The 18,527-nt window shown below is 62.8% G+C and carries 13 protein-coding genes, 1 pseudogene and 1 riboswitch; of the genes and pseudogenes, 5 read left to right on the top strand and 9 right to left on the bottom strand.

The features are described 5' to 3' along the window. Positions 1 to 1,035, top strand: coding sequence for a ribonucleotide-diphosphate reductase subunit beta (locus P5W98_RS28940; RefSeq protein WP_421027229.1), 1,035 nt, complete (start codon positions 1 to 3; stop codon positions 1,033 to 1,035). Between the two features lie 96 nt (positions 1,036 to 1,131). Further along, positions 1,132 to 1,326, top strand: a riboswitch (cobalamin riboswitch). A 309-nt stretch (positions 1,327 to 1,635) separates the two neighbouring features. After that, a complete protein-coding gene (locus P5W98_RS28945; RefSeq protein WP_421028001.1) occupies positions 1,636 to 3,537 on the top strand; it encodes a TonB-dependent receptor domain-containing protein in 1,902 nt (633 codons plus the stop codon). Between the two features lie 257 nt (positions 3,538 to 3,794). Here the strand turns inward: P5W98_RS28945 and P5W98_RS28950 are convergent, their stop codons facing one another. The 6 genes and pseudogenes from P5W98_RS28950 to P5W98_RS28975 all read right to left on the bottom strand — a co-directional run. Further along, a complete protein-coding gene (locus tag P5W98_RS28950; RefSeq protein ID WP_421027230.1) occupies positions 3,795 to 4,373 on the bottom strand; it encodes an H-NS histone family protein in 579 nt (192 codons plus the stop codon). A 726-nt stretch (positions 4,374 to 5,099) separates the two neighbouring features. Beyond that, on the bottom strand, positions 5,100 to 5,843 hold the full coding sequence (phbB, locus tag P5W98_RS28955) for an acetoacetyl-CoA reductase (RefSeq protein ID WP_421027231.1): 744 nt from the start codon (positions 5,841 to 5,843) through the stop codon (positions 5,100 to 5,102). Positions 5,844 to 6,114: 271 nt separating this feature from the next. Next, the gene (locus P5W98_RS28960; protein WP_421024050.1) at positions 6,115 to 7,296 is read right to left on the bottom strand and encodes an acetyl-CoA C-acetyltransferase; all 1,182 of its coding nucleotides are present in this window, start codon (positions 7,294 to 7,296) and stop codon (positions 6,115 to 6,117) included. Between the two features lie 253 nt (positions 7,297 to 7,549). Further along, positions 7,550 to 8,110, bottom strand: coding sequence for a TIGR01841 family phasin (phaP, locus tag P5W98_RS28965; protein ID WP_421027232.1), 561 nt, complete (start codon positions 8,108 to 8,110; stop codon positions 7,550 to 7,552). A gap of 596 nt (positions 8,111 to 8,706) precedes the next feature. After that, positions 8,707 to 9,945: a c-type cytochrome gene (locus P5W98_RS28970; protein WP_421028002.1), complete on the bottom strand. Its 1,239-nt coding sequence runs from the start codon at positions 9,943 to 9,945 to the stop codon at positions 8,707 to 8,709. Next, a pseudogene (locus P5W98_RS28975) lies at positions 9,934 to 10,293 on the bottom strand (c-type cytochrome); the annotation flags it as partial. The pseudogene P5W98_RS28975 and the gene P5W98_RS28970, both read right to left, overlap by 12 nt. Here P5W98_RS28975 and P5W98_RS28980 point away from each other — a divergent pair. The 3 genes from P5W98_RS28980 to P5W98_RS28990 all read left to right on the top strand — a co-directional run bounded on the left by P5W98_RS28980 (position 10,283) and on the right by P5W98_RS28990 (position 14,983). After that, positions 10,283 to 10,471, top strand: a complete 189-nt coding sequence (locus P5W98_RS28980; protein ID WP_421027233.1) for a hypothetical protein — start codon at positions 10,283 to 10,285, stop codon at positions 10,469 to 10,471. The pseudogene P5W98_RS28975 and the gene P5W98_RS28980 sit on opposite strands and share 11 nt — an antisense overlap. A gap of 327 nt (positions 10,472 to 10,798) precedes the next feature. Continuing rightward, positions 10,799 to 12,463, top strand: coding sequence for an alkaline phosphatase family protein (locus P5W98_RS28985; protein ID WP_421027234.1), 1,665 nt, complete (start codon positions 10,799 to 10,801; stop codon positions 12,461 to 12,463). A gap of 117 nt (positions 12,464 to 12,580) precedes the next feature. After that, complete coding sequence (locus tag P5W98_RS28990) at positions 12,581 to 14,983, top strand: DNA polymerase II (protein ID WP_421027235.1); 2,403 nt, start codon at positions 12,581 to 12,583, stop codon at positions 14,981 to 14,983. Between the two features lie 40 nt (positions 14,984 to 15,023). Here the strand turns inward: P5W98_RS28990 and P5W98_RS28995 are convergent, their stop codons facing one another. The 3 genes from P5W98_RS28995 to P5W98_RS29005 form a co-directional block, all read right to left on the bottom strand. After that, positions 15,024 to 15,455 (bottom strand): MarR family winged helix-turn-helix transcriptional regulator, encoded by a 432-nt coding sequence (locus P5W98_RS28995; protein ID WP_421027236.1) that lies wholly within the window; start codon positions 15,453 to 15,455, stop codon positions 15,024 to 15,026. 19 nt (positions 15,456 to 15,474) lie between these two features. Beyond that, positions 15,475 to 17,370, bottom strand: a complete 1,896-nt coding sequence (locus tag P5W98_RS29000) for an FAD-binding monooxygenase (RefSeq protein ID WP_421027237.1) — start codon at positions 17,368 to 17,370, stop codon at positions 15,475 to 15,477. Positions 17,371 to 17,481: 111 nt separating this feature from the next. Continuing rightward, the gene (locus P5W98_RS29005; protein WP_421027238.1) at positions 17,482 to 18,513 is read right to left on the bottom strand and encodes an MBL fold metallo-hydrolase; all 1,032 of its coding nucleotides are present in this window, start codon (positions 18,511 to 18,513) and stop codon (positions 17,482 to 17,484) included. Positions 18,514 to 18,527: the final 14 nt, after the last annotated feature.

Here is an 18,527-nt window from a genome sequence, read left to right on the forward strand (position 1 = left end):
ATGACCAGCAACGGCAAAACCCATGCGCAGCAGCAAGCCACGCGCGCCGAAGACAAGCGCGTCGTCAACGGCCGCGGAGATATCAATCAGCTCGCGCCGTTTCGCTATCCGTGGGCGTGGGAGTGCTTTCTGAGCGCGAACCGCAATCACTGGACGCCGCTCGAAATTTCCATGAGCGACGACGTGCACGATTACCAGCAGCGCCTGACCGAAACGGAACGACACGTTTTCGAAAACGTGCTCGCCTACCTCACCACGTCGGACATTCTGGCGATGCGCAATATCGGGCTCGCGGTAATGGAAAAGATGACCGCGCCCGAATTGCAAATCTATCAGGCTCGCCAGGTCTACGAAGAAGCGTTGCATACCTGGACTTACCAGCACTGCATCGAAACGCTCGGGCTTGACCAACAGGAAATCTATAACCGCTATCGCGTCGTGCCCGAAATTCACGCCAAGATCGCGCTCGCGAACCAGCGGCTCGAACGCATTCTGGCGCCCGGCCTCGACCTCTCGAACCGCGACACGCTGCACGAATTCGCGCTCGCCTACCTGTTTTTCGCGGCCGTGTTCGAGGGCTGCTGGTTCTACAACGGCTTTACGCCGGTATTCGCGCTCCAGCGGCGCGGGTTGATGAAGGCGACCGCGCAGCAGTTCCAGTACATCATGCGCGACGAGGTGCTGCATTGCGGCTTTGGCATCCGCGTCATCCGGCAGCTACTGGAAGAGGAGAACCTGCAACTCGATCCGCGCGCCGTGCAACGGATCTGGGAAGAAGCCGATGCGGCGGAAACGGCTTATGCGGGCTATATCCTGCGCGAGCCGATTCTGGGTTACTCGGCCGATTTGCATTGCGCACAGTTCCGCTACATCGCGAACCGTCGCGCGGGTCAGTTGGGGATGCCCGCGCCGTTTCCCGGTGCCGAAAACGTGCTGCCCTGGCTCGACGAGCAGGCCAATTTGCGCAAGGAGAAGAATTTCTTCGAAACTCGCGTGACCGAGTATCAGACGGGCGGCGCGCTGGACTGGAATTAGGCCTCGGGGCTGAATCGCCGTGCCCTTGGGCCCGCGCCCAAGGGCGTTTTCACAACGCCCGATGCATATCGGGTTGACGCCCGCCACGCGCGGCCATTACCCTTGCGCCCTGATGGTTCCCGGCGACGGGATCAAAAGGGAACGCAGTGGGGCCGCCCGACCCCGAGTCTGCGGCTGCCCCCGCAACTGTGAGCGGCAAGTCCATGCCAAACGCGCCACTGGGAAACCGGGAAGGCCGGCAAGGGGCGTCGACCCGCGAGCCAGGAGACCTGCCATCGACCGAGGTCCAAGCAGCCGCACGGGGCGGGGTGTCCCGATGCGCAAGCACCGCCCGTGCGCGGTCGCCCGTTGCAAGGACAGCCCGACCTCAGGATCAGTTGCATGTCCACCACGATTGAAACGGCTTCCGCCCAGGAAGCCCGTTGCCGCTGCATTGACGAACGCTTTGGCCAGCGCACAAGCTACATTCCGCCGGCTCCCGGCGGCTCCGGACAAGACCGCCGGCCGAAACTCCGCCATCTCGCCGCCGCGTGCGCCATGAGCGTTTATGCATGGCACAGCGCTGCCGCTGCCGCGCCCGTGACGCCCGTACCGCCCACGATGCCCGCGACGCAGCCGCCGGCCGCCGCCGCATCCGCCGAATCCGCCGAATCCGCCGAATCCGCCGCCTCGGACAACGACACCACGCTGTCGACCATCCTCGTGGTCGGCGACACCCAGCATCTGCCGCAATCGTTCGACCAGCGCTACGCGAGCACGCAGGTGCTCACGCGCGAAGACCTCGACCGCCTCTCGCCCGCCGACCCGAGCATCACGCAGGCGCTCGCCACGCTGCCGGGCGTGACCGTGTCGCAAAGCGGCGGGCCGGGCTCGCTGGCTTCGGTGAGCATTCGCGGCTCGTCGCCCGAGCAGGTGGCCGTGTTCATCGACGGGATCCGCATTGGCTCCGTGACCACGGGCATGCCCGAATGGGCCGACCTGCCGACCGATGCGTTCGACCGCGTCGAGGTGATCTCGGGCCCCGCTGCCGCCTCGTTCGGCGCGGACGCCGTGGGCGGCGTCGTGCAACTCTTCACGCGCCACGCGTCGAATCAGCCGAACCGGACCACGGTGTCGTTCGGCGGCGGGTCCAACAAGACCTTCGACACGATGCTGAGCACCTCGGGCACCGTGCCCTCGAGCGGACCGCTCGCGGCGCTCGAAGGCCTCACGTATTCACTGGGGCTGCACGACTACAACACCGCGGGCATCGACGCGACCCGGCCCTGGGCCTACGGTCACGAGGACGGCCGCAATCCGTATCACGCCCAGGACGTGAATGGGCGGCTTGGCTATGCGCACGACAACTGGTCGATTTCCACATTTGCGCTGTATCACCAGTCCGATCTGTCCTATGACAACGCGGGCGGCAACGACCGGCAGCGCGACCATCAACTCACGACCGGCGCGGCGTTTCACCTCGACATCACGCCGTTCACGCAATTCGACCAGTCGGTGGGCTACGCGACCGATCGCCAGTTCATCTACTCGAACGATCCCGCGATACCGACCGATCAATTCGACTCGACGCGCTTCTCCACGTCGACTTCGATCACGCATCAGGAGCGTGGGCACACGCTGTTCGGGCAGCCGCTTTCAGGCGAAACCAAGCTCGCCTACGACTTCTCGCGCGAACTGGCGTACTTGCCCGTCGAGGTGCCCAGCGGCTTGCCGGCGCGCAACGACTCCGCAGTCTCTTTGCACCAGTCGGCAACGCTCGGCGACGTGACGCTGTTCCTCGCCGGACGCCACGAGATCGTCCAGGGGCAGGCCGTCAATACGGGCAACGCCGCGCTCTCGTGGGCGATCACGCCGGTCTACACAGCGCGCGTTTCCTATGGCAATGCGTTCCGGCTGCCGACCTTCAACGATCTGTACTATCCGGGCTACGCGAACCCCAACCTCCAGCCAGAACGCAGCGACACGATCGAAGCGGCGCTCGATGCCAACACGTCGTACGGCACCTTCACGGCCGCCGTGTACGACACGCGCGTGCACGACCTCATCACCTACGATTCGCAGACCTTTCTGCCCGTAAACGTCGGGCGTGCGCACATTCAGGGGCTCGACCTCTCGTACAAGGGCACGCTCGGGGCGTCCACACCCGTGAGTCTGGCGATCGGCATTCTGAATCCGCAGGACGTGACCGACCAGACCTGGCTCAATCGCCGCCCGCGCCAAACCGTGAGCCTGAGCGTCGACCATACGTGGGACGAATTCAACCTCCACGCGCTCAGCACCGGCGTGTCATTGCTTTACGGCGGCTCGACCTTCGACGATCAGTTCAATACGCTGTATTTGCCGTCGTACACGACGGTGAGCCTGCGTGCTTCGTATAAGGTGAATGCGCACCTGTTGCTGTCCGCGTCGATCTCGAATCTGTTCAACCGGCAGTACATGACCACGTACGGCTATAACAGCCTCGGCCGGACCGCGTTCGGCAAACTCACCTATACATTCTGATTGCGCGCTGCACCGATTACACCTTCCTTTCAGAAATTGCCGCGCGCAAATGGTAATGACGCAAATGATGGCCGAAATAATCGGGCCCAGCATTGCGGAAATTGTTAATTGAGGATGATGGAAAAAAGATGCCGCCAGTCGATCTGCGGCGACACCGGTAGCCTGTGTTGCGCTGTCCCGTTCGGGAATGGCGCGACACCGGCTACGGTCAGGTGAGTTATCGAACAGCTTGATCCAGCCGTTCGATCAGAGAAGGATCAGGCTGCAGTTGCGGGCGCTGCGGCGGCCGGCGCGGATGCGCGTGTCTTTCTTGCAGGCATCTTGCGCGTTGCTGCAGCTTTCTTTGCGGGAGCAGCTTTCTTGCGCCCAGGCCTGCCAGCCGCTGCTTTTTTAACGGCGGTGGTTTTTGCGCCAGCCTTTTTTGCTGCCGCACGTTTCACCACGGCCTTCTTCGCGCCAGCGGCTTTGGCCGATGCCGCCCTGGGCGCCGCGCCCGCCGTGATCAGGAATTTCGAGCGGTCCTTGGCATCGCGAATCCAGGCGGGTGCACGCCCGCGTCCGCTCCAGGTTGCGCCGGTTTTCGGATCGGCGTATTTCGCCGCGACCGGATGTGCGTTGGGATGCAGCGCTTTCGCTGCGCCATTCGCAGCCTTGACGCCGGGCCTGCGGCCGCGTCTTTTGCCAACGAAGCGCTCGATATCGGCAACGCTCAAACCGTGCTTTTGCATCAGATCGCGAATTCTCGCGAGACCGATGGACGATTGCTTTTCGGCAATCGCTACCGCCTGTTTCTCAAGCTTTGCAATCTTCAGCTTGATTGCGTCCAACGTAACCATACTCATTCTCCCTGTCAGGAATCCCACCCCCAAGCAGCTGTTTGAACTTCGTTTGCATGTCGAAGTTTGGCTTGGCCCATATAGGCAATGCCATCATGGCATACCCAATTATGACGGCAAAGCGGCAATACATGCAAATTGACTGCTATTGGCCCAACGATTCGCAGACTCAATCCATGGCAATTTCGATATCGAATTCTTCCAAATCCTTTCACTCGACGATATCTACTTGCACGATAGTCGCAAGCCGGTCCGCACACAACTGATTTGGGCCGCACGATGTGGATTTCGAGAAAATTCGAGTTTGTCGCGAAACGCTGTGGACTTGCGAAATGACAGGCGGCGCTTTTAGCCCGTTTCAAGTGCGGATGATCGCCTTCGCGCAATGACGATTACACGTTATTTCAGCAAATGCGGGGCAGCCAGCTAGAGGTATTGGTATTGGTATTGGGTTTCGCGGCTCTTGTTGACGAGAATGTTGGACCTCACCACTGCCATGCGCGTGCAGTAGTCGGCGCCGAACGCCGCGCCATTGACGATCGCGTTCTGGTGATTCCGCGGCGGCTTGCCGAAGATGTCGAAGTGGGGGAGGTGCTACGGATTGGATCGGCCTCGAACGCAGGACTGCGCGGCCTTCGCGCGGCAGTCGCCCACGCGGAACACGCCGCAAACTACGCCGGCCAGGACGGCCGGCGCGGCTTGCGGCGAAATGAGACGAGTACAGCGTTACTGCATGTGCTGGCCGCCGTTGATGGGGATATTCGCGCCGGTCACGAAGCTGGCGTCGTCCGAGCAGAGGAACAGCACGAGCGCGGCAACTTCATTCGGGCTGCCGAGACGGCCCATCGGGATCTGCGGGATGATCTTCGTATCGAGAATCTCCTGCGGAATGGCGGTTACCATCTTCGTTGCAAGATAGCCCGGCGAAATCGTGTTCACCGTCACGCCCTTGCGAGCGACTTCGAGTGCGAGCGATTTCGTGAAGCCGTGCATGCCGGCCTTCGCCGCTGCATAGTTCGTCTGGCCCACGGCGCCCTTGGAGCCGTTCACCGACGAAATATTGATGATGCGGCCCCAGCCGTGCTCAACCATGCTGTCGCACAGCGGCTTCGAGATATTGAAGATGGAGTCCAGATTGGTGCGCAGGACCATATCCCAGTTGACCTTGTCCATCTTCTTGAAGGTCATGTCGCGCGTGATGCCCGCATTGTTGATCAGAATGTCGACGGGGCCGACTTCGTTCTTGATCTTCTGCGCGCCGCGCTGGCACGAATCGTAGTCGGCAACGTCGATGGAATACGCGTGGAAATCGCGGCCCGTCTCCTTCATTCTGGCCAGCCAGTCTTTGACACCAGCATTGTCCGGCGAGTGCGTGACGACGACCGTATAGCCCGCGTCATGCAAACGGACGCTAATCGCCTCACCGAGACCGCCCATGCCACCTGTTACCAATGCAATACGCTTAGTCATCCTTTCTATCCGCGAGAGAAAATTTCAATGATCCACATGGCGTACCGTTGTTGAAACGCCACTTCTTGCATGCCCGGCATCCTCGCATGCGAGGCGAAGACCACTCGGGCAAGATCGCGCGGCTTATTGTGTCCGTCTAATGTTGCGCGAATCTTGTCCGGTTTGCCCGCCAGGGCACATCTCGTGCCGCGCGGGCAAACCGTTTGACTTCAATGCGGCCCGATCAGCGGATCAGGCGCGCGTTGCCCGGTTCAATCGTGTTCAATCGAGCTCAAGCGCGCTCGAGCGCAAGCGCCACGCCCATGCCGCCACCGATGCACAGCGAGGCCAGACCGCGCTTTGCATCACGGCGCTGCATCTCGTGCAGCAGCGTCACCAGAATCCGGCAGCCCGATGCGCCGATCGGGTGACCAATCGCAATCGCGCCACCGTTCACGTTGATCTTCGACGTGTCCCAGCCCATCTGCTTGTTCACGGCCAGCGCCTGCGCCGCGAACGCCTCGTTGATCTCCATGAGATCGAGGTCGCTAGCCGACCAGCCCGCGCGCTCCAGCGCTCGCTTCGATGCCGGCACCGGGCCCATGCCCATCACCTTCGGATCCACGCCGCCCGCCGCATACGCCTTGATGCGCGCAAGCGGCGTGAGGCCCAGCGCCTCGGCCTTCTTCGCCGACATCACCACCACCGCCGCCGCGCCGTCGTTCAGCCCCGACGCGTTGGCCGCCGTCACCGTGCCTTCCTTCGAGAACGCCGGCTTCAGGCCCGCGAGCGACTCCGCCGTCACGCCGTGACGCACGAATTCGTCGGTCTTGAACACCAGCGGATCGCCCTTGCGCTGCGGAATTTCCACCGGCACGATTTCCGCGTCGAAGCGGCCCGCCTTCTGCGCGGCTTCCGCCTTGTTCTGCGACAGCGCCGCGAATGCGTCCTGCTCTTCGCGCGTGATGCCGTATTCCTTCGCGACGTTTTCCGCAGTCACGCCCATGTGGTACTGGTTGTAAACGTCCCACAGACCATCGACGATCATGGTGTCGACGAGCTTCGCGTCACCCATGCGGAAGCCGTCGCGCGAGCCCGGCAGCACGTGTGGCGCCGCGCTCATGTTCTCCTGGCCGCCGGCCACGACGATCTCCGAATCGCCCGCGATAATCGCGTTGGCCGCGAGCATCACCGCCTTCAGGCCCGAGCCGCACACCTTGTTGATCGTCATGGCGGGCACCGCTGCGGGCAGCCCGGCCTTGAGCGACGCCTGGCGCGCAACGTTCTGGCCCGAACCCGCGGTCAGCACCTGACCCATGATCACGTCGCTCACCTGCTCGGGCTTCACGCCCGCGCGTTCCAGCGCCGCCTTGATGACCAGCGCGCCCAGATCGGGCGCGGCAATCTTTGCCAGCGAACCGCCGAATTTGCCCACCGCGGTACGCGCGGCCGAAACGATCACGATGTCAGTCAATTTCCACTCCTGCGTTAAAAATATTCATGGTGCCTGCGCCATACGGCGCCGCAGCAAACGAAGCGGCGCCACAGCTACTTCTCAAGAAGCGTAGCTGCGTCTTGTCACACAAATATGACAAATCAGAGAATGCGCGCATTAAATATGCGCGACGTATTGGTATGGATTAAAAGCGTGGAGGGGAGCGGATGGCGCGGCGCAATCGTATCGATTTGCAGCCGCGCCGCGCCGTGAGGGATCAGCGCCGTAGCGATCAGTTCGCAGCCGGCCCCGTTTGCGTCGCGCGCTGCGTAGCGGCGGCGACCTTGTCGAATTTGCCCTGCGCGGCCTCGATAGCCTTGCGGGTCATCGTGCGCACAGAATCGGCAGCGTTGCCATAAGCGGCAAACGTCGAGTTCATGGCAGCCACAAACGGCTCCGCACCAGCGGGCGCGCCTTGCGAGAAGCGTTCGGCCAGCGCCTTGACGCACTGCTCCTGGCGCTCGGATTGCGCCTGCACGACCTGGGTCCATTCGGCATGCGCATGGGCCGCGATATCGAAAACCTTGCGCCCATACGAGATCGCCTTCGAAGCAGCCTGCTGCGAAGCATTCAGTTGCTGCGTGAAAAGCTCCACGGGATTGCCGCTTTGTAGCGCGCTCTTCAGCGCGGCCTCGTTATCGGCAATGGCCGTGCGAACCGTCTGCAGATTGAGCGCGACAGTTGCCTCAAAGCTTTCGAACGCCGGGCGAGCCAGTGCAAAAAATACCGCGACGCCAGACTCATAATGGGCGCGGAGACGATCGGGTGCGGAAAAGGTCACGGACTCGGTCATCGGCAATGCCTCATGATTAGTGATGCTAAATGGATGAATTGCGGGCCGCCATCCAACACGACCCTAAAACACTACGATCAGCGCGGCGCGAAGAATTTCCCCTCCACGGCTGCACCGAAATTAGAGGGTTCATTCTAAGCGGAGAATTTAACAATTTTGTGGAAGAGTACTTAGGTATAAACCCTTATATTCATGCATCCTGGGTCATTCCGTGCATTTTGTAAGCGGAATGCATCATCGAAGGGCATGCCAGGCATGGAACACCTGGCGCTCACATCGAATTCTAAATAGGGCGCGCGCGCAAAGTGGCGCAATGCGTTGATTTCGGGGATTTCCGAAATATGAAATGCCATGTGTTGGTGAAAAATGGTCCGCATGGCGTCAGTGCATCGGCCAGGCAAATGGAGGACCTGCGCCGTTATCCCCGCAAAGCCGGGACCAAAATCGCCTATGAATTGGGCTTTAATAGCGCATCAGATTTCAATCGCGCATTCCGGCACGCCGATGAAACGTCGCCGCCCGATTTCCGGCAATTCAGACTTTGAGCCGGAGGCGGGCCAGAACGGCCCGCCTCCAGATCGCTAAAAGGACTGCACTCAAGGACTGCCAAGCAGATGGCCATTCACCACCGTGCCATACAGCGAGTTCGGCGTGTCGTGATACTTCGCGCGCGTTTGCGCGACCGAACCCTTGAAGCGTGGATCCTGCGGCCGCTCGTGGCTGTCCATGAACGTCGCCACGTCCCAGGCTTCCTGATCCGTTAGCGTGCCGCCGAGACCCAGCGGCATGTTCGCCTTGATGAAGCCGGCGGCGTTTTGTGTCTCGTGCATGCCCGCGCCCCAGTTGAACGAACGCGCGCCCCATAGCGGCGGGAACACCGTGTGGTCATTGCTCGTTCTGCCCTGCCCATCCGCGCCGTGGCATGCCGCGCAATGCTGCTCATAGACCTTGGTGCCGCGTGCGTAGTCCGCTTTCTGTGCGGGCGCGGGCAGCTTCGGATAGCCCCTGCCAGCCACCTTGCCGCCCACAGGCGCGCCCGTGGCCAGCCAGTACGAGTAGCTTTCCAGCGCGACCAGCACCGGATCGCCCAGCGGCGGCGCCTTGCCGTTCATGCTGTAGTTGAAGCAGCCTTGCAGCCGTTCGGCGAACGTGTTCACGTGCCCGTTCTTGGCGCGATACGCCGGGTACGAAACGAAGGCGGCCCAGAGCGGACTCGAATTGGCCTTCCGGCCTGCATCGAGGTGGCAGTTCGCGCAGCTCAGCGAATTGCCCACGAACTTGCCCGCGTATTGGCCGGTGTTGCGGAAGATTTGCTCGCCGAGCTTCACCGATTTGCCGAAGTCGCCTGCGGGCATGGCGCTTTCGGGCGGCGGCTGGAATGGCGTGGCGTGCTCGCCGGTATTCGCCTGAGGTTGTGAAGCTGGTTGTGAAGGCGGTTGTGCAGCGGCTTGTCCCGATGCCTGTGAAGCCGCAGCCGCTGCGCCCGCTTCGGGCGAAGGCTGTTGCGCGTAGTACAGCGCGACGGCGTGCATGTCGGCGTCGCTCAGCTTGCTCGCGACGGCCGGCATTAGCGCGAGCGTGCCGGGTGGCCGCTTGCCGTTCTTCCAGGCGTTGAGCTGTGCTTCGATATACGCCGCGGGCTGTCCCGCCAGCGGCGGGAACGCGGCGCCGACGCCCGCGCCGCCTGGCCCATGGCATTGCACGCACGCGGGCAGGCCTTCCTGCCAGCGGCCTCGCGTGGCGAGCCATGCACCGCTATCGGATGGCGCGACCTCGGACGGATCTTGCGTGCGTATACCCTTCGGCGCGGGCAGGCTGCTGAAATACTGCGCCACGGCGGTGCGCTCGCTGGCAGACATGCTCTTCGCGAACGGTTGCATCACGGCGTTCTCGCGGCTGCCGTCGGCGAATGCTGCAAGTTGCGCTTCGAAATAGTCCGCGCCCACGCCGGCGAGCCGCGGGAATCCCGCTGCCGCGTTGCCTTCGCCACTCGCACCATGGCAGCTAATGCATGCCGGGACGCCGTTGGCGGTGCCTTGCATGGCAATCGTACGGCCCGGGGATGCCGGCTCCTTTTGCGTTTGCTTAGGCTGCTGCGTTGACTGGGCATACGCTGCCGCTGTGCTCAATACCGGCAGCGCGATGGTCACTGCAAGCGCCACCACAAGTCTCTTGAAGTTCATTATCTTTCCCGATATCGTTTTTGTCTCCGCGCCTATTTTCACTCAATCGGCATTAGAACGCTCGGCCGCCGGGCCACATGTTCTGGCATGGCGCACCGTCGACGACCGCGATGAAACACATGCGGTCACTGTGCTCGCCGGTTTCGTCGCTGCGGTGGTGGCGGGTCCGCTGTACTGAATTCTGATCGGACTCCTCAGAGCACCCACGCGTGCCGTCGCCGTTCTTCTTGTCGGTCGTGCGGTGCTCGGAGAGGCTGAGAGCTTCGCTCGGGGCCCCTATCGGGTCCAGCCTGCATCTGTGGGTGACCCGCTTGCCAGCTTCGGTTAATGGGAATGTGAATTCGGCGAGCAGTTGCGCCTTCTCTCGCACCACCCTCTTGCCGCGCGCCGCATGTAACAGAATGTAATTGAAAGTTGTCGTTCATCGCCTCGACGCATAGGCCCGGCACATTGCCACTTCTGTTTCGCGTGATTCCCCCCACAAACACGAACAAAGAGGTGAGCGATGAAAACGGCAAGGAGATGGTCGGCAGGTCTGGTGGCGCTCAGCGCGATGGCGCTCGCCGTGGGTAGCGCACACGCATCACCGTCGACGCAGGCGAGCGGGGCGAGCGGCATCAAGCACGTCCTGCTCATTAGCTTCGACGGTTTGCACGAGCAGGACGTCGCGCGCTGCGTCGGCGGCAACACCTGCCCGAATCTCGCGCTGCTCGCCAAGTCGGGCGTCACCTATACGAACGCTTATACGCCTGGGCTGTCCGATTCGTTTCCGGGTCTCGCCGCGCTCGTGACCGGCGGCTCGCCCAAAACCGCCGGCCTCTTCTATGACGTTTCGTACGACCGCACGCTTTACGCGCCCAACGACACGGGCTGCGTGGGCAAGCAAGGCTGGAACGTCGTGTTCGACGAAACCACCGGCATAGACGCGCAAAACGGCGGCGCGCTCGTGCACCTCGACGGCGGCGGCGACTTCAATCCGCAAGCCATTCCGCGCGCGCGCAAGGGTGCCAAATGCGTGCCCGTGTATCCGCACGACTACGTGAAGACCAACACGGTCTTCGAAGTCGTGAAGGAAAACCTGCCTGGCTCGCACACCGCGTGGGCCGATAAGCACGCATGGGGCTACGACTGGCTCAATGGCCCCTCGGGCCGCGGCGTGGACGACCTCGCGCGCACCGAGATCAACTCGATCGACCCGGCCACGCAGACCGACTACACCGATACCTACACGCACACCGAGAAGTTCGACGACTACCACGTGCAAGCGCTGATCAACCAGATCGGCGGCAAGGACTCCACGGGCACGCGCAACGAGCCCGTGCCCACGCTGTTCGGCACCAACTTCCAGACGCTGAGCGTAGCGCAAAAAGCCACCGTGGCCAACGGCGGCGGCTATCTCGACGCCAGCTTCACGCCGGGGCCAAACGTGTCGGGCGCGATCACGTATCTCGACAATTCGCTCGGCCGCATCGTTGCCGCGCTCAAGCAGCAGAACCTCTATGCGTCGACGCTCATCATCGTCACGGCCAAACACGGCCAGTCGCCCTCCGATCACACGAAGCTCGTGAAGAACGGCGACACGCTCACGCAACTGCTCGAGGCGACCAACTATCTCGATCCTAACGGCAATTTTGGCCAGAACAACACCGGGAGCGGCAACCCGAACGACGGCACGGGTCTCGTCGGCACGGGCTTCGTGCAGACCGACGACGTGGGCCTCATCTGGCTGCGCGATCAATCGCAGCGCGACGCCGTGGTCGCCACGCTCAAGCAGAACCTCTCGTGCAACGCGCCCGGCATCTGCGCGGACGGTCCGCAAGCGTACATTCTCAGCGGCAACGCGCTGGCCGCGCGCTTCGGTGATCCGGCTGCCGGCCGCACGCCCGATATCGTCGTGCAGCCGAATCCGGGCGTGATCTACACGTCGAGCAAGAAGAAGGACGAGGAGCACGGCGGCAATGCGCCGGATGATAGCCATCTCGGCCTCGTCGTCTCGTATGCGGGCCTGCATGGCGGCGGCCGCGAGATCCCGGCGCGCGTGCAGACCACGCAGGTCGCACCGACGATCCTGCGCGCGCTCGATCTCGATCCGCACCTGCTGCACGCCGTTGCCGCCGAAGGCACGCACTCGCTGCCAGGGCTCGGCCTCGGTCGCGGTTCGGACGAGTAACGCCTATTACCCGCCGCATCGGGGCCGGCGTTTCGCACGAAGCGCCGGCCCTCCCCTGGGCCGCCGCCCGGCGGCGTTACAATTCCCGCAGACAACACAGGCCTGCGGGTACGCACAGTGACCGAGCTTCAACCCGGCTTCGAGCCGGGCTTCATTCTGACGCGACATTGGCGCGACACACCCCACCATACCGAAGTCGACTTCTGGCTCGCGACGCCCGCTGGCCCACGGCAACTGCGCCTGCGCCCGCAAACGTCCGTCGCTTTCGTGCCTGCCGCGCAGCGCGAGGCGGCGCTCGGCGCGCTTGATAGCAACCAGATCGGCAACCAACGCGGCAACAAGGGCGCCGAGCTGCGCCCGCTCGATCTCAAGGACTTCCGGCAGCGGCCCGTGCTCGGCCTCTATGCGCCGCAATACCGCCAGTTGACCGGCACCGCGAAGCGCCTGACGAAAGCGGGCGTCGACGTCTACGAAGCCGATATCCAGCCGCCCGAGCGCTACATGATGGAGCGCTTCATCACCGCGCCCGTGCTGTTTCGCGGCACGCCCGATGCCTCGGGCCTGCTGCACGATGGCGAACTGAAGCCGGCCACCGGCTATCGCCCGGCGCTCAGGCTCGTTTCGCTCGATATCGAAACGAGCGCGCAGGGCGAGCTTTACTCGATCGCGCTCGAAGGATGCGGCCAGCGTCAGGTCTTCATGCTCTCCCCCGCAAACGGCGACGCGAGCGGACTCGATTTCGACTTCGAGTACTGCGAGAGCCGCGCGCAGATGCTCGTGCGCCTGAACGAGTGGATGGCGCAGCACGATCCCGACGCGATCATCGGCTGGAATCTCGTGCAGTTCGATCTGCGCGTGCTGCACGCGCATTCGCAGCAGTACGGCGTGCCGCTGCGCCTCGGACGCGGCGGCGCCGTGATGGAATGGCGCGAGCACAGCGTCAACCAGAACCACTACTTCGCGGGCGCGGCGGGCCGGCTCATCATCGATGGCATCGAGGCGCTACGCTCGGCCACCTGGAGCTTTACGTCGTTCAGCCTCGAGTTCGTCGCGCAAACGCTGCTGGGCGAAGGCAAGTCCGTCGACAACCCGTATCAGCGCATGGACGAAATCCAGCGCCGCTTCGACGAAGACAAGCCCGCGCTCGCGCGCTATAACCTCAAGGATTGCGAACTTGTCACGCGCATCTTCGAGAAAACCGAGCTGATCGCGTTCCTGCTCGAGCGCGCCTCGGTCACCGGATTGCCCGCCGACCGCAGCGGCGGCTCGGTCGCGGCGTTCACGCATCTGTATCTGCCGCGCATGCACCGGCTCGGTTACGTTGCGCCGAATCTCGGCGACGTAGTGGGCGAAAACAGTCCCGGCGGCTTCGTGATGGATTCGCGGCCGGGGCTCTACGACTCGGTGCTGGTGCTCGACTACAAGAGCCTCTATCCCTCGATCATCCGCACGTTTCTGATCGATCCCGTGGGGCTGATCGAAGGCCTGCGCAACCCCCGCGACGACCAGTCCGTGCCGGGCTTCCTCGGCGCGCATTTCTCGCGCACGATGCATTGCTTGCCCGAGATCGTGCGCCAGGTCTGGGAAGGTCGAGAGAACGCCAAGCGCAACAAGAATGCGCCCCTTTCGCAGGCGCTGAAGATCATCATGAATGCGTTTTATGGCGTGCTTGGCTCCACGGGCTGCCGGTTTTTCGACCCGCGCCTTGCATCATCGATCACCATGCGCGGCCACGAGATCATGCGCAAGACGCGCGAATTGATCGAGTCACAAGGCTATGACGTCATCTACGGCGACACCGACTCCACCTTCGTGTGGCTCAAGCGCGCGCATACGGAAGCAGATGCGACGCGCACCGGCCGCGCGCTGGTCGAGCACGTCAACCGGTGGTGGCAGGCTGAGTTGCGCGAACGCTTCGGTGTCCAGAGCGCTCTGGAACTGCAATTCGAGCGGCATTATTCGCGCTTTCTCATGCCCACCGTGCGCGGTGCGGAAGAAGGCAGCAAGAAGCGCTACGCGGGCCTCGCGCGCGCGAAGGACGGCAGCGAGGAAATGGTGTTCAAGGGACTGGAGACCGTTCGCACCGACTGGACGCCGCTCGCCCAGCAATTTCAGCGCGAGCTGTACCGGCGCGTCTTCAAGCGCGAGCCCTATGCCGATTACGTGCGCGATTATGTGCGGCGCACGTTGAGCGGAGAATTCGACGAGCAACTCGTATTCCGAAAGCGGCTGCGCCGGCCGCTTGGCGACTATCAGCGCAATGTGCCGCCGCATGTGCGCGCGGCGCGCGTCGCCGACGAATTCAACCGTGCCAAAGGCCGCCCGCTGCAATATCAGAACGGCGGCTGGATCAGCTACGTCATGACGACCGCAGGCCCCGAGCCGCTAGAGACGCTCAGCTCGCCACTCGATTACGAGTTCTATTTGAGCAGACAGTTGCAGCCCGTGGCCGACGCCATTTTGCCGTTTCTGCGCGAGGAATTCGAAACGCTGGTGTCGGGGCAAGCGAGTTTGTTCTAAGAACGGCTCACACCGTGAGCGCCCTCCCCAACGGGCATTCTCATGGCAACAATGCGGCAAGCAGGCGCCTCAACTCCAGACCTTCCTTCTGGCTCAATCGGGCCGTGAGGATGCGCTCCACTTGCTCCACACGCGGCCGCAAGATCGTATGCTGCTTCTTGCCGGCCGCAGTGAGGAATAGCACGTAACTGCGCTTGTCGGCAGGATCGTCGGAACGCTCGACCAGGCCATTGCGCACCATGCGGGCAACCAGATCCGCAATGGTTGAACGGTCCACGTCGAGCGCATTGCCGAGCTGCCGCTGATTGAGCCCGGGCATTTCCCGCAAGATTTCGAGCGCCGCGTACTGCACGCTCGTAATTTCGGCGGACACTTCGCTAAGCCACACTGCCGCGTGGCGTTGCTGCGCACGGCGCACGAGGCTGCCCGTGAATTGCGAAAGCGAATCGGGATGGTCGGGTAGCGTCGGCAATTTCCAGTGTCGTCCTGAATCAGGGCATAAGGAGTATCGGCCCAAAGAAGGCATTCAATTCCGCGTAAGCATTCAGCGGAAGCACGTGGGCGACATATTGATCCGGCCGAACCACGACTATCGCGCCGCGCTCGCGGTCGATGCCACGCGCCTCGAAGATATCAGCGGCGGCGTCGCACGTAAATGCCTTTTCGTAATCGACGAGGCCGTAACGCCCTTTGCGCGGCCGCAGGAGCGCGGGAAGGTCCTCGAAGCGGACCTCGCGATGCGGCTGCTGCAACACCGCGCGCACATCGAAAATCGCGTCGATGTCAGCATGCTCCGGCGTGGCACGCCGCAACACGGAGTCGGGCGCGCAGGCAAGGTAATCGCATAACGCCCGCAGCGCATCGCCGCCAGCGTCCGCGAAGGCATAGAGACGCCAGCGACCATCGGCGCGCGCGGCATGGCCCAGATGCATGGGTTTCGCATCCGCCACGCGCACGACCGGCGCCGAATGAAATCGCATGCCGATTGGAAAGCCCGTGGCAAACGCCTGATGCGTCGCTTCGCCGGTCAACGTGCCCGGTCGATAGCGTGTAGCGACACCCGCCGTGTAGCGGCCCGCGCGAACGAAGTACGCCTGAAGTTCCGCGGGGTCGACGCCGCCTGCCTCCGGGCGGGCGGGATCCTTCGGAGGGGCGGCCATCATGGCCGACCACTGCTTGTCGAAATCGATCAGCTCCTGCGCAACGGGTTGGCGCTCATCGGAGTACGTGCGCAGCAGCATGGCATCGCTTCGCCCTTGCAGCACCGCGCCCAGCTTCCAGCCGAGATTGAACCCGTCCTGCATCGAGACGTTCATGCCCTGGCCAGCCTTCGCGCTATGCGTGTGGCAGGCATCTCCCGCGATGAAGATCCGGGGCTCGCGAACCGTGCCGTCGGGCGTGATTGCGTCGTCGAAGCGGTCGGTCAGACGCTGGCCCACTTCATATACCGAGAACCACACCACTTCCTTCACGTCCAGCGAATACGGGTGCAGGATGCCCTGCGCCGTCTCGATGATGCGCTCGACGGTGGTCTGCTTGATGTCGTCGCGGTTTGCCGGCGTGACTTCGCCAAGATCGACATAGAAGCGGACCAGATAGCCGCCTTCCCGGGGAATGATGAGCAGATTCCCTTTGTTCGCCGACTGAATCGCCGCTTTAAGCCGGATGTCCGGAAAGTCGGTGACGGCCAGCGCGTCCATCACGCCCCACGCGTGATTGGCGGCGTCGCCGCGTAGTTGCTGTCCGATGGCTGTCCGCACGCGGCTGCGCGCACCATCGCAACCCACGACGTAACGTGCGCGTATCGTGACCGTTTCCTGAGGTCCGCTTGCACCGGTGCGTTGCAGTGTGACGAGTACGGGGTAGTCGTGGCTGTCGTCGCGTTGCACGTCGACCACTTCGAGGCCGTAATCGGGTTCGAAACGCTGCGCGGTCCGGCGCATGACATCGAGCAGATACTCCTGAATGCGCGCCTGATTCACGATGACGTGCGGAAATTCAGAAAGCCCTGTTTCGGTATCCTGCACACGTCCGGTACGCTTGATCGCGCTTCGATCCTGCGCGTCGGGCCGCCAGAATACCGTTTCGTTGACCCACCAGGCTTCGCGCAACAGGCGATCGCTGAGCCCGAACGCTTCGAACATCTCTACGGTCCGGCACGCGACACCGTCTGCTTGCCCCATCAGCAGCGGGCCGCCGCGACGCTCGACGATGCGCGTCCGGATTGTCGGGAATTGCGACAACTGTGCCGCGAGCACGAGCCCCGCGGGCCCACTTCCCGCAATGAGCACGTCAACCGTATCGGGCAGCGCGGAATGCGGCGCACCATCGGCCGGTGAATCGGTCATCGGGTCGCCGGTACGGAATCCGTTGAGATAAAACTGCATGACGCCTCCTCAATTCTCTGCTTGGTTCGTGTACCAACCAATATACTCCGTATGCCAACCATTCGAAAACATTTTGTGGCGACACCGATGTTTACCCCGATGGCTCGCGGGTCACACGACCATGAGATCGTATCCGACCAGAATCTCGCCCTTGAAGTGCTTCGCGGCTTCGCTGCGCCAGGTGGCGTCGGGCGTCACGGGCATCACGGGCGTCAGATGCGAGAGAACCAGGGTCTTGACGCCCGCCTTCTGCGCGATACGTCCGACTTCCTCGACCGGGGAATGATCCGCCATCATGTGCTTCATGATCTGGTCATAGTTCGTCTTCGGGTTATTGCGGGCAAGAACATGCACCATCTTCTTTGTGGCCTCGATGTTCATGGCCTCGTGCACGAGGATGTCGGCCCCCTTCGCCATTTCCCCCACGGCGTCGAGCGGAACCGTGTCGCCCGAAAACGCGATCGAGCGATCGGGAAAGTCGAAGCGGTAGCCAAACGCGGGGTTGACGGGCGGATGCTCCACGCGCATGGCCGTCACGCGGACAATCTCATCGGACATGACGAGGCCCGAATCCGAAACCTCCTTGACGGGCACTGTCGTCAACGGCGCCGTCTGCAAATCTTCCGACCAGAACTGCAGCGTGGCTTGCTGCGAGCGCAGATAATCCCTCGTCATTTGTGCGAGCGGCGGCGGCCCGTACATTTGCACGTCGGGACTCATGCCGTAGATCCAGCCCAGAAGAATGAACGGACCGTATTCGATGTTGTGGTCCGGATGATGGTGTGTCAGGAACCCCGCCTTCACCTGGTTGAACTGCAGGCCCGTGCGCGCGAACTCATTGGAAACGCCCAGCCCGAAATCGAGGACATAGGCCGATCCATTGTGCACCATGACGTGACTGGTCTGATGCCGCGGCATGCCGACCATCGGTCCCGCGCCGGTGCCGAGCATGACTAGCTTCGTCCCTTTGGCGTCACGAAGCGCTGCCTTTGCGAGGTCGGCGCGCTGGTCAAGCGGCAGTGCCGCCTCGTCCTGAACGACGGGTCGAGCTCTTGCCGTGGGCAACATCGCAACGCCGGCTGCTGCAGCAAGGCTGCCAAGCAGCGCACGGCGGGTGGAGTCAGGTGTCTTTGCCAATTCCATCGTTAACAGCTCCT

This window comes from Paraburkholderia sp. A1BS-2L (assembly GCF_051125205.1).
Classification (GTDB): domain Bacteria; phylum Pseudomonadota; class Gammaproteobacteria; order Burkholderiales; family Burkholderiaceae; genus Paraburkholderia.

What these genes read in the sequence shown, in the direction of transcription:
- P5W98_RS28940 (WP_421027229.1), top strand. Translation starts at nt 1, where the DNA reads ATGACCAGCAACGGCAAAACCCATGCGCAGCAGCAAGCCACGCGCGCC.
- P5W98_RS28945 (WP_421028001.1), top strand. Translation starts at nt 1,636, where the DNA reads ATGCCCGCGACGCAGCCGCCGGCCGCCGCCGCATCCGCCGAATCCGCC.
- P5W98_RS28950 (WP_421027230.1), bottom strand. Translation starts at nt 4,373, where the DNA reads ATGGTTACGTTGGACGCAATCAAGCTGAAGATTGCAAAGCTTGAGAAA.
- phbB (WP_421027231.1), bottom strand. Translation starts at nt 5,843, where the DNA reads ATGACTAAGCGTATTGCATTGGTAACAGGTGGCATGGGCGGTCTCGGT.
- phaP (WP_421027232.1), bottom strand. Translation starts at nt 8,110, where the DNA reads ATGACCGAGTCCGTGACCTTTTCCGCACCCGATCGTCTCCGCGCCCAT.
- P5W98_RS28985 (WP_421027234.1), top strand. Translation starts at nt 10,799, where the DNA reads ATGAAAACGGCAAGGAGATGGTCGGCAGGTCTGGTGGCGCTCAGCGCG.
- P5W98_RS29000 (WP_421027237.1), bottom strand. Translation starts at nt 17,370, where the DNA reads ATGCAGTTTTATCTCAACGGATTCCGTACCGGCGACCCGATGACCGAT.
- P5W98_RS29005 (WP_421027238.1), bottom strand. Translation starts at nt 18,513, where the DNA reads ATGGAATTGGCAAAGACACCTGACTCCACCCGCCGTGCGCTGCTTGGC.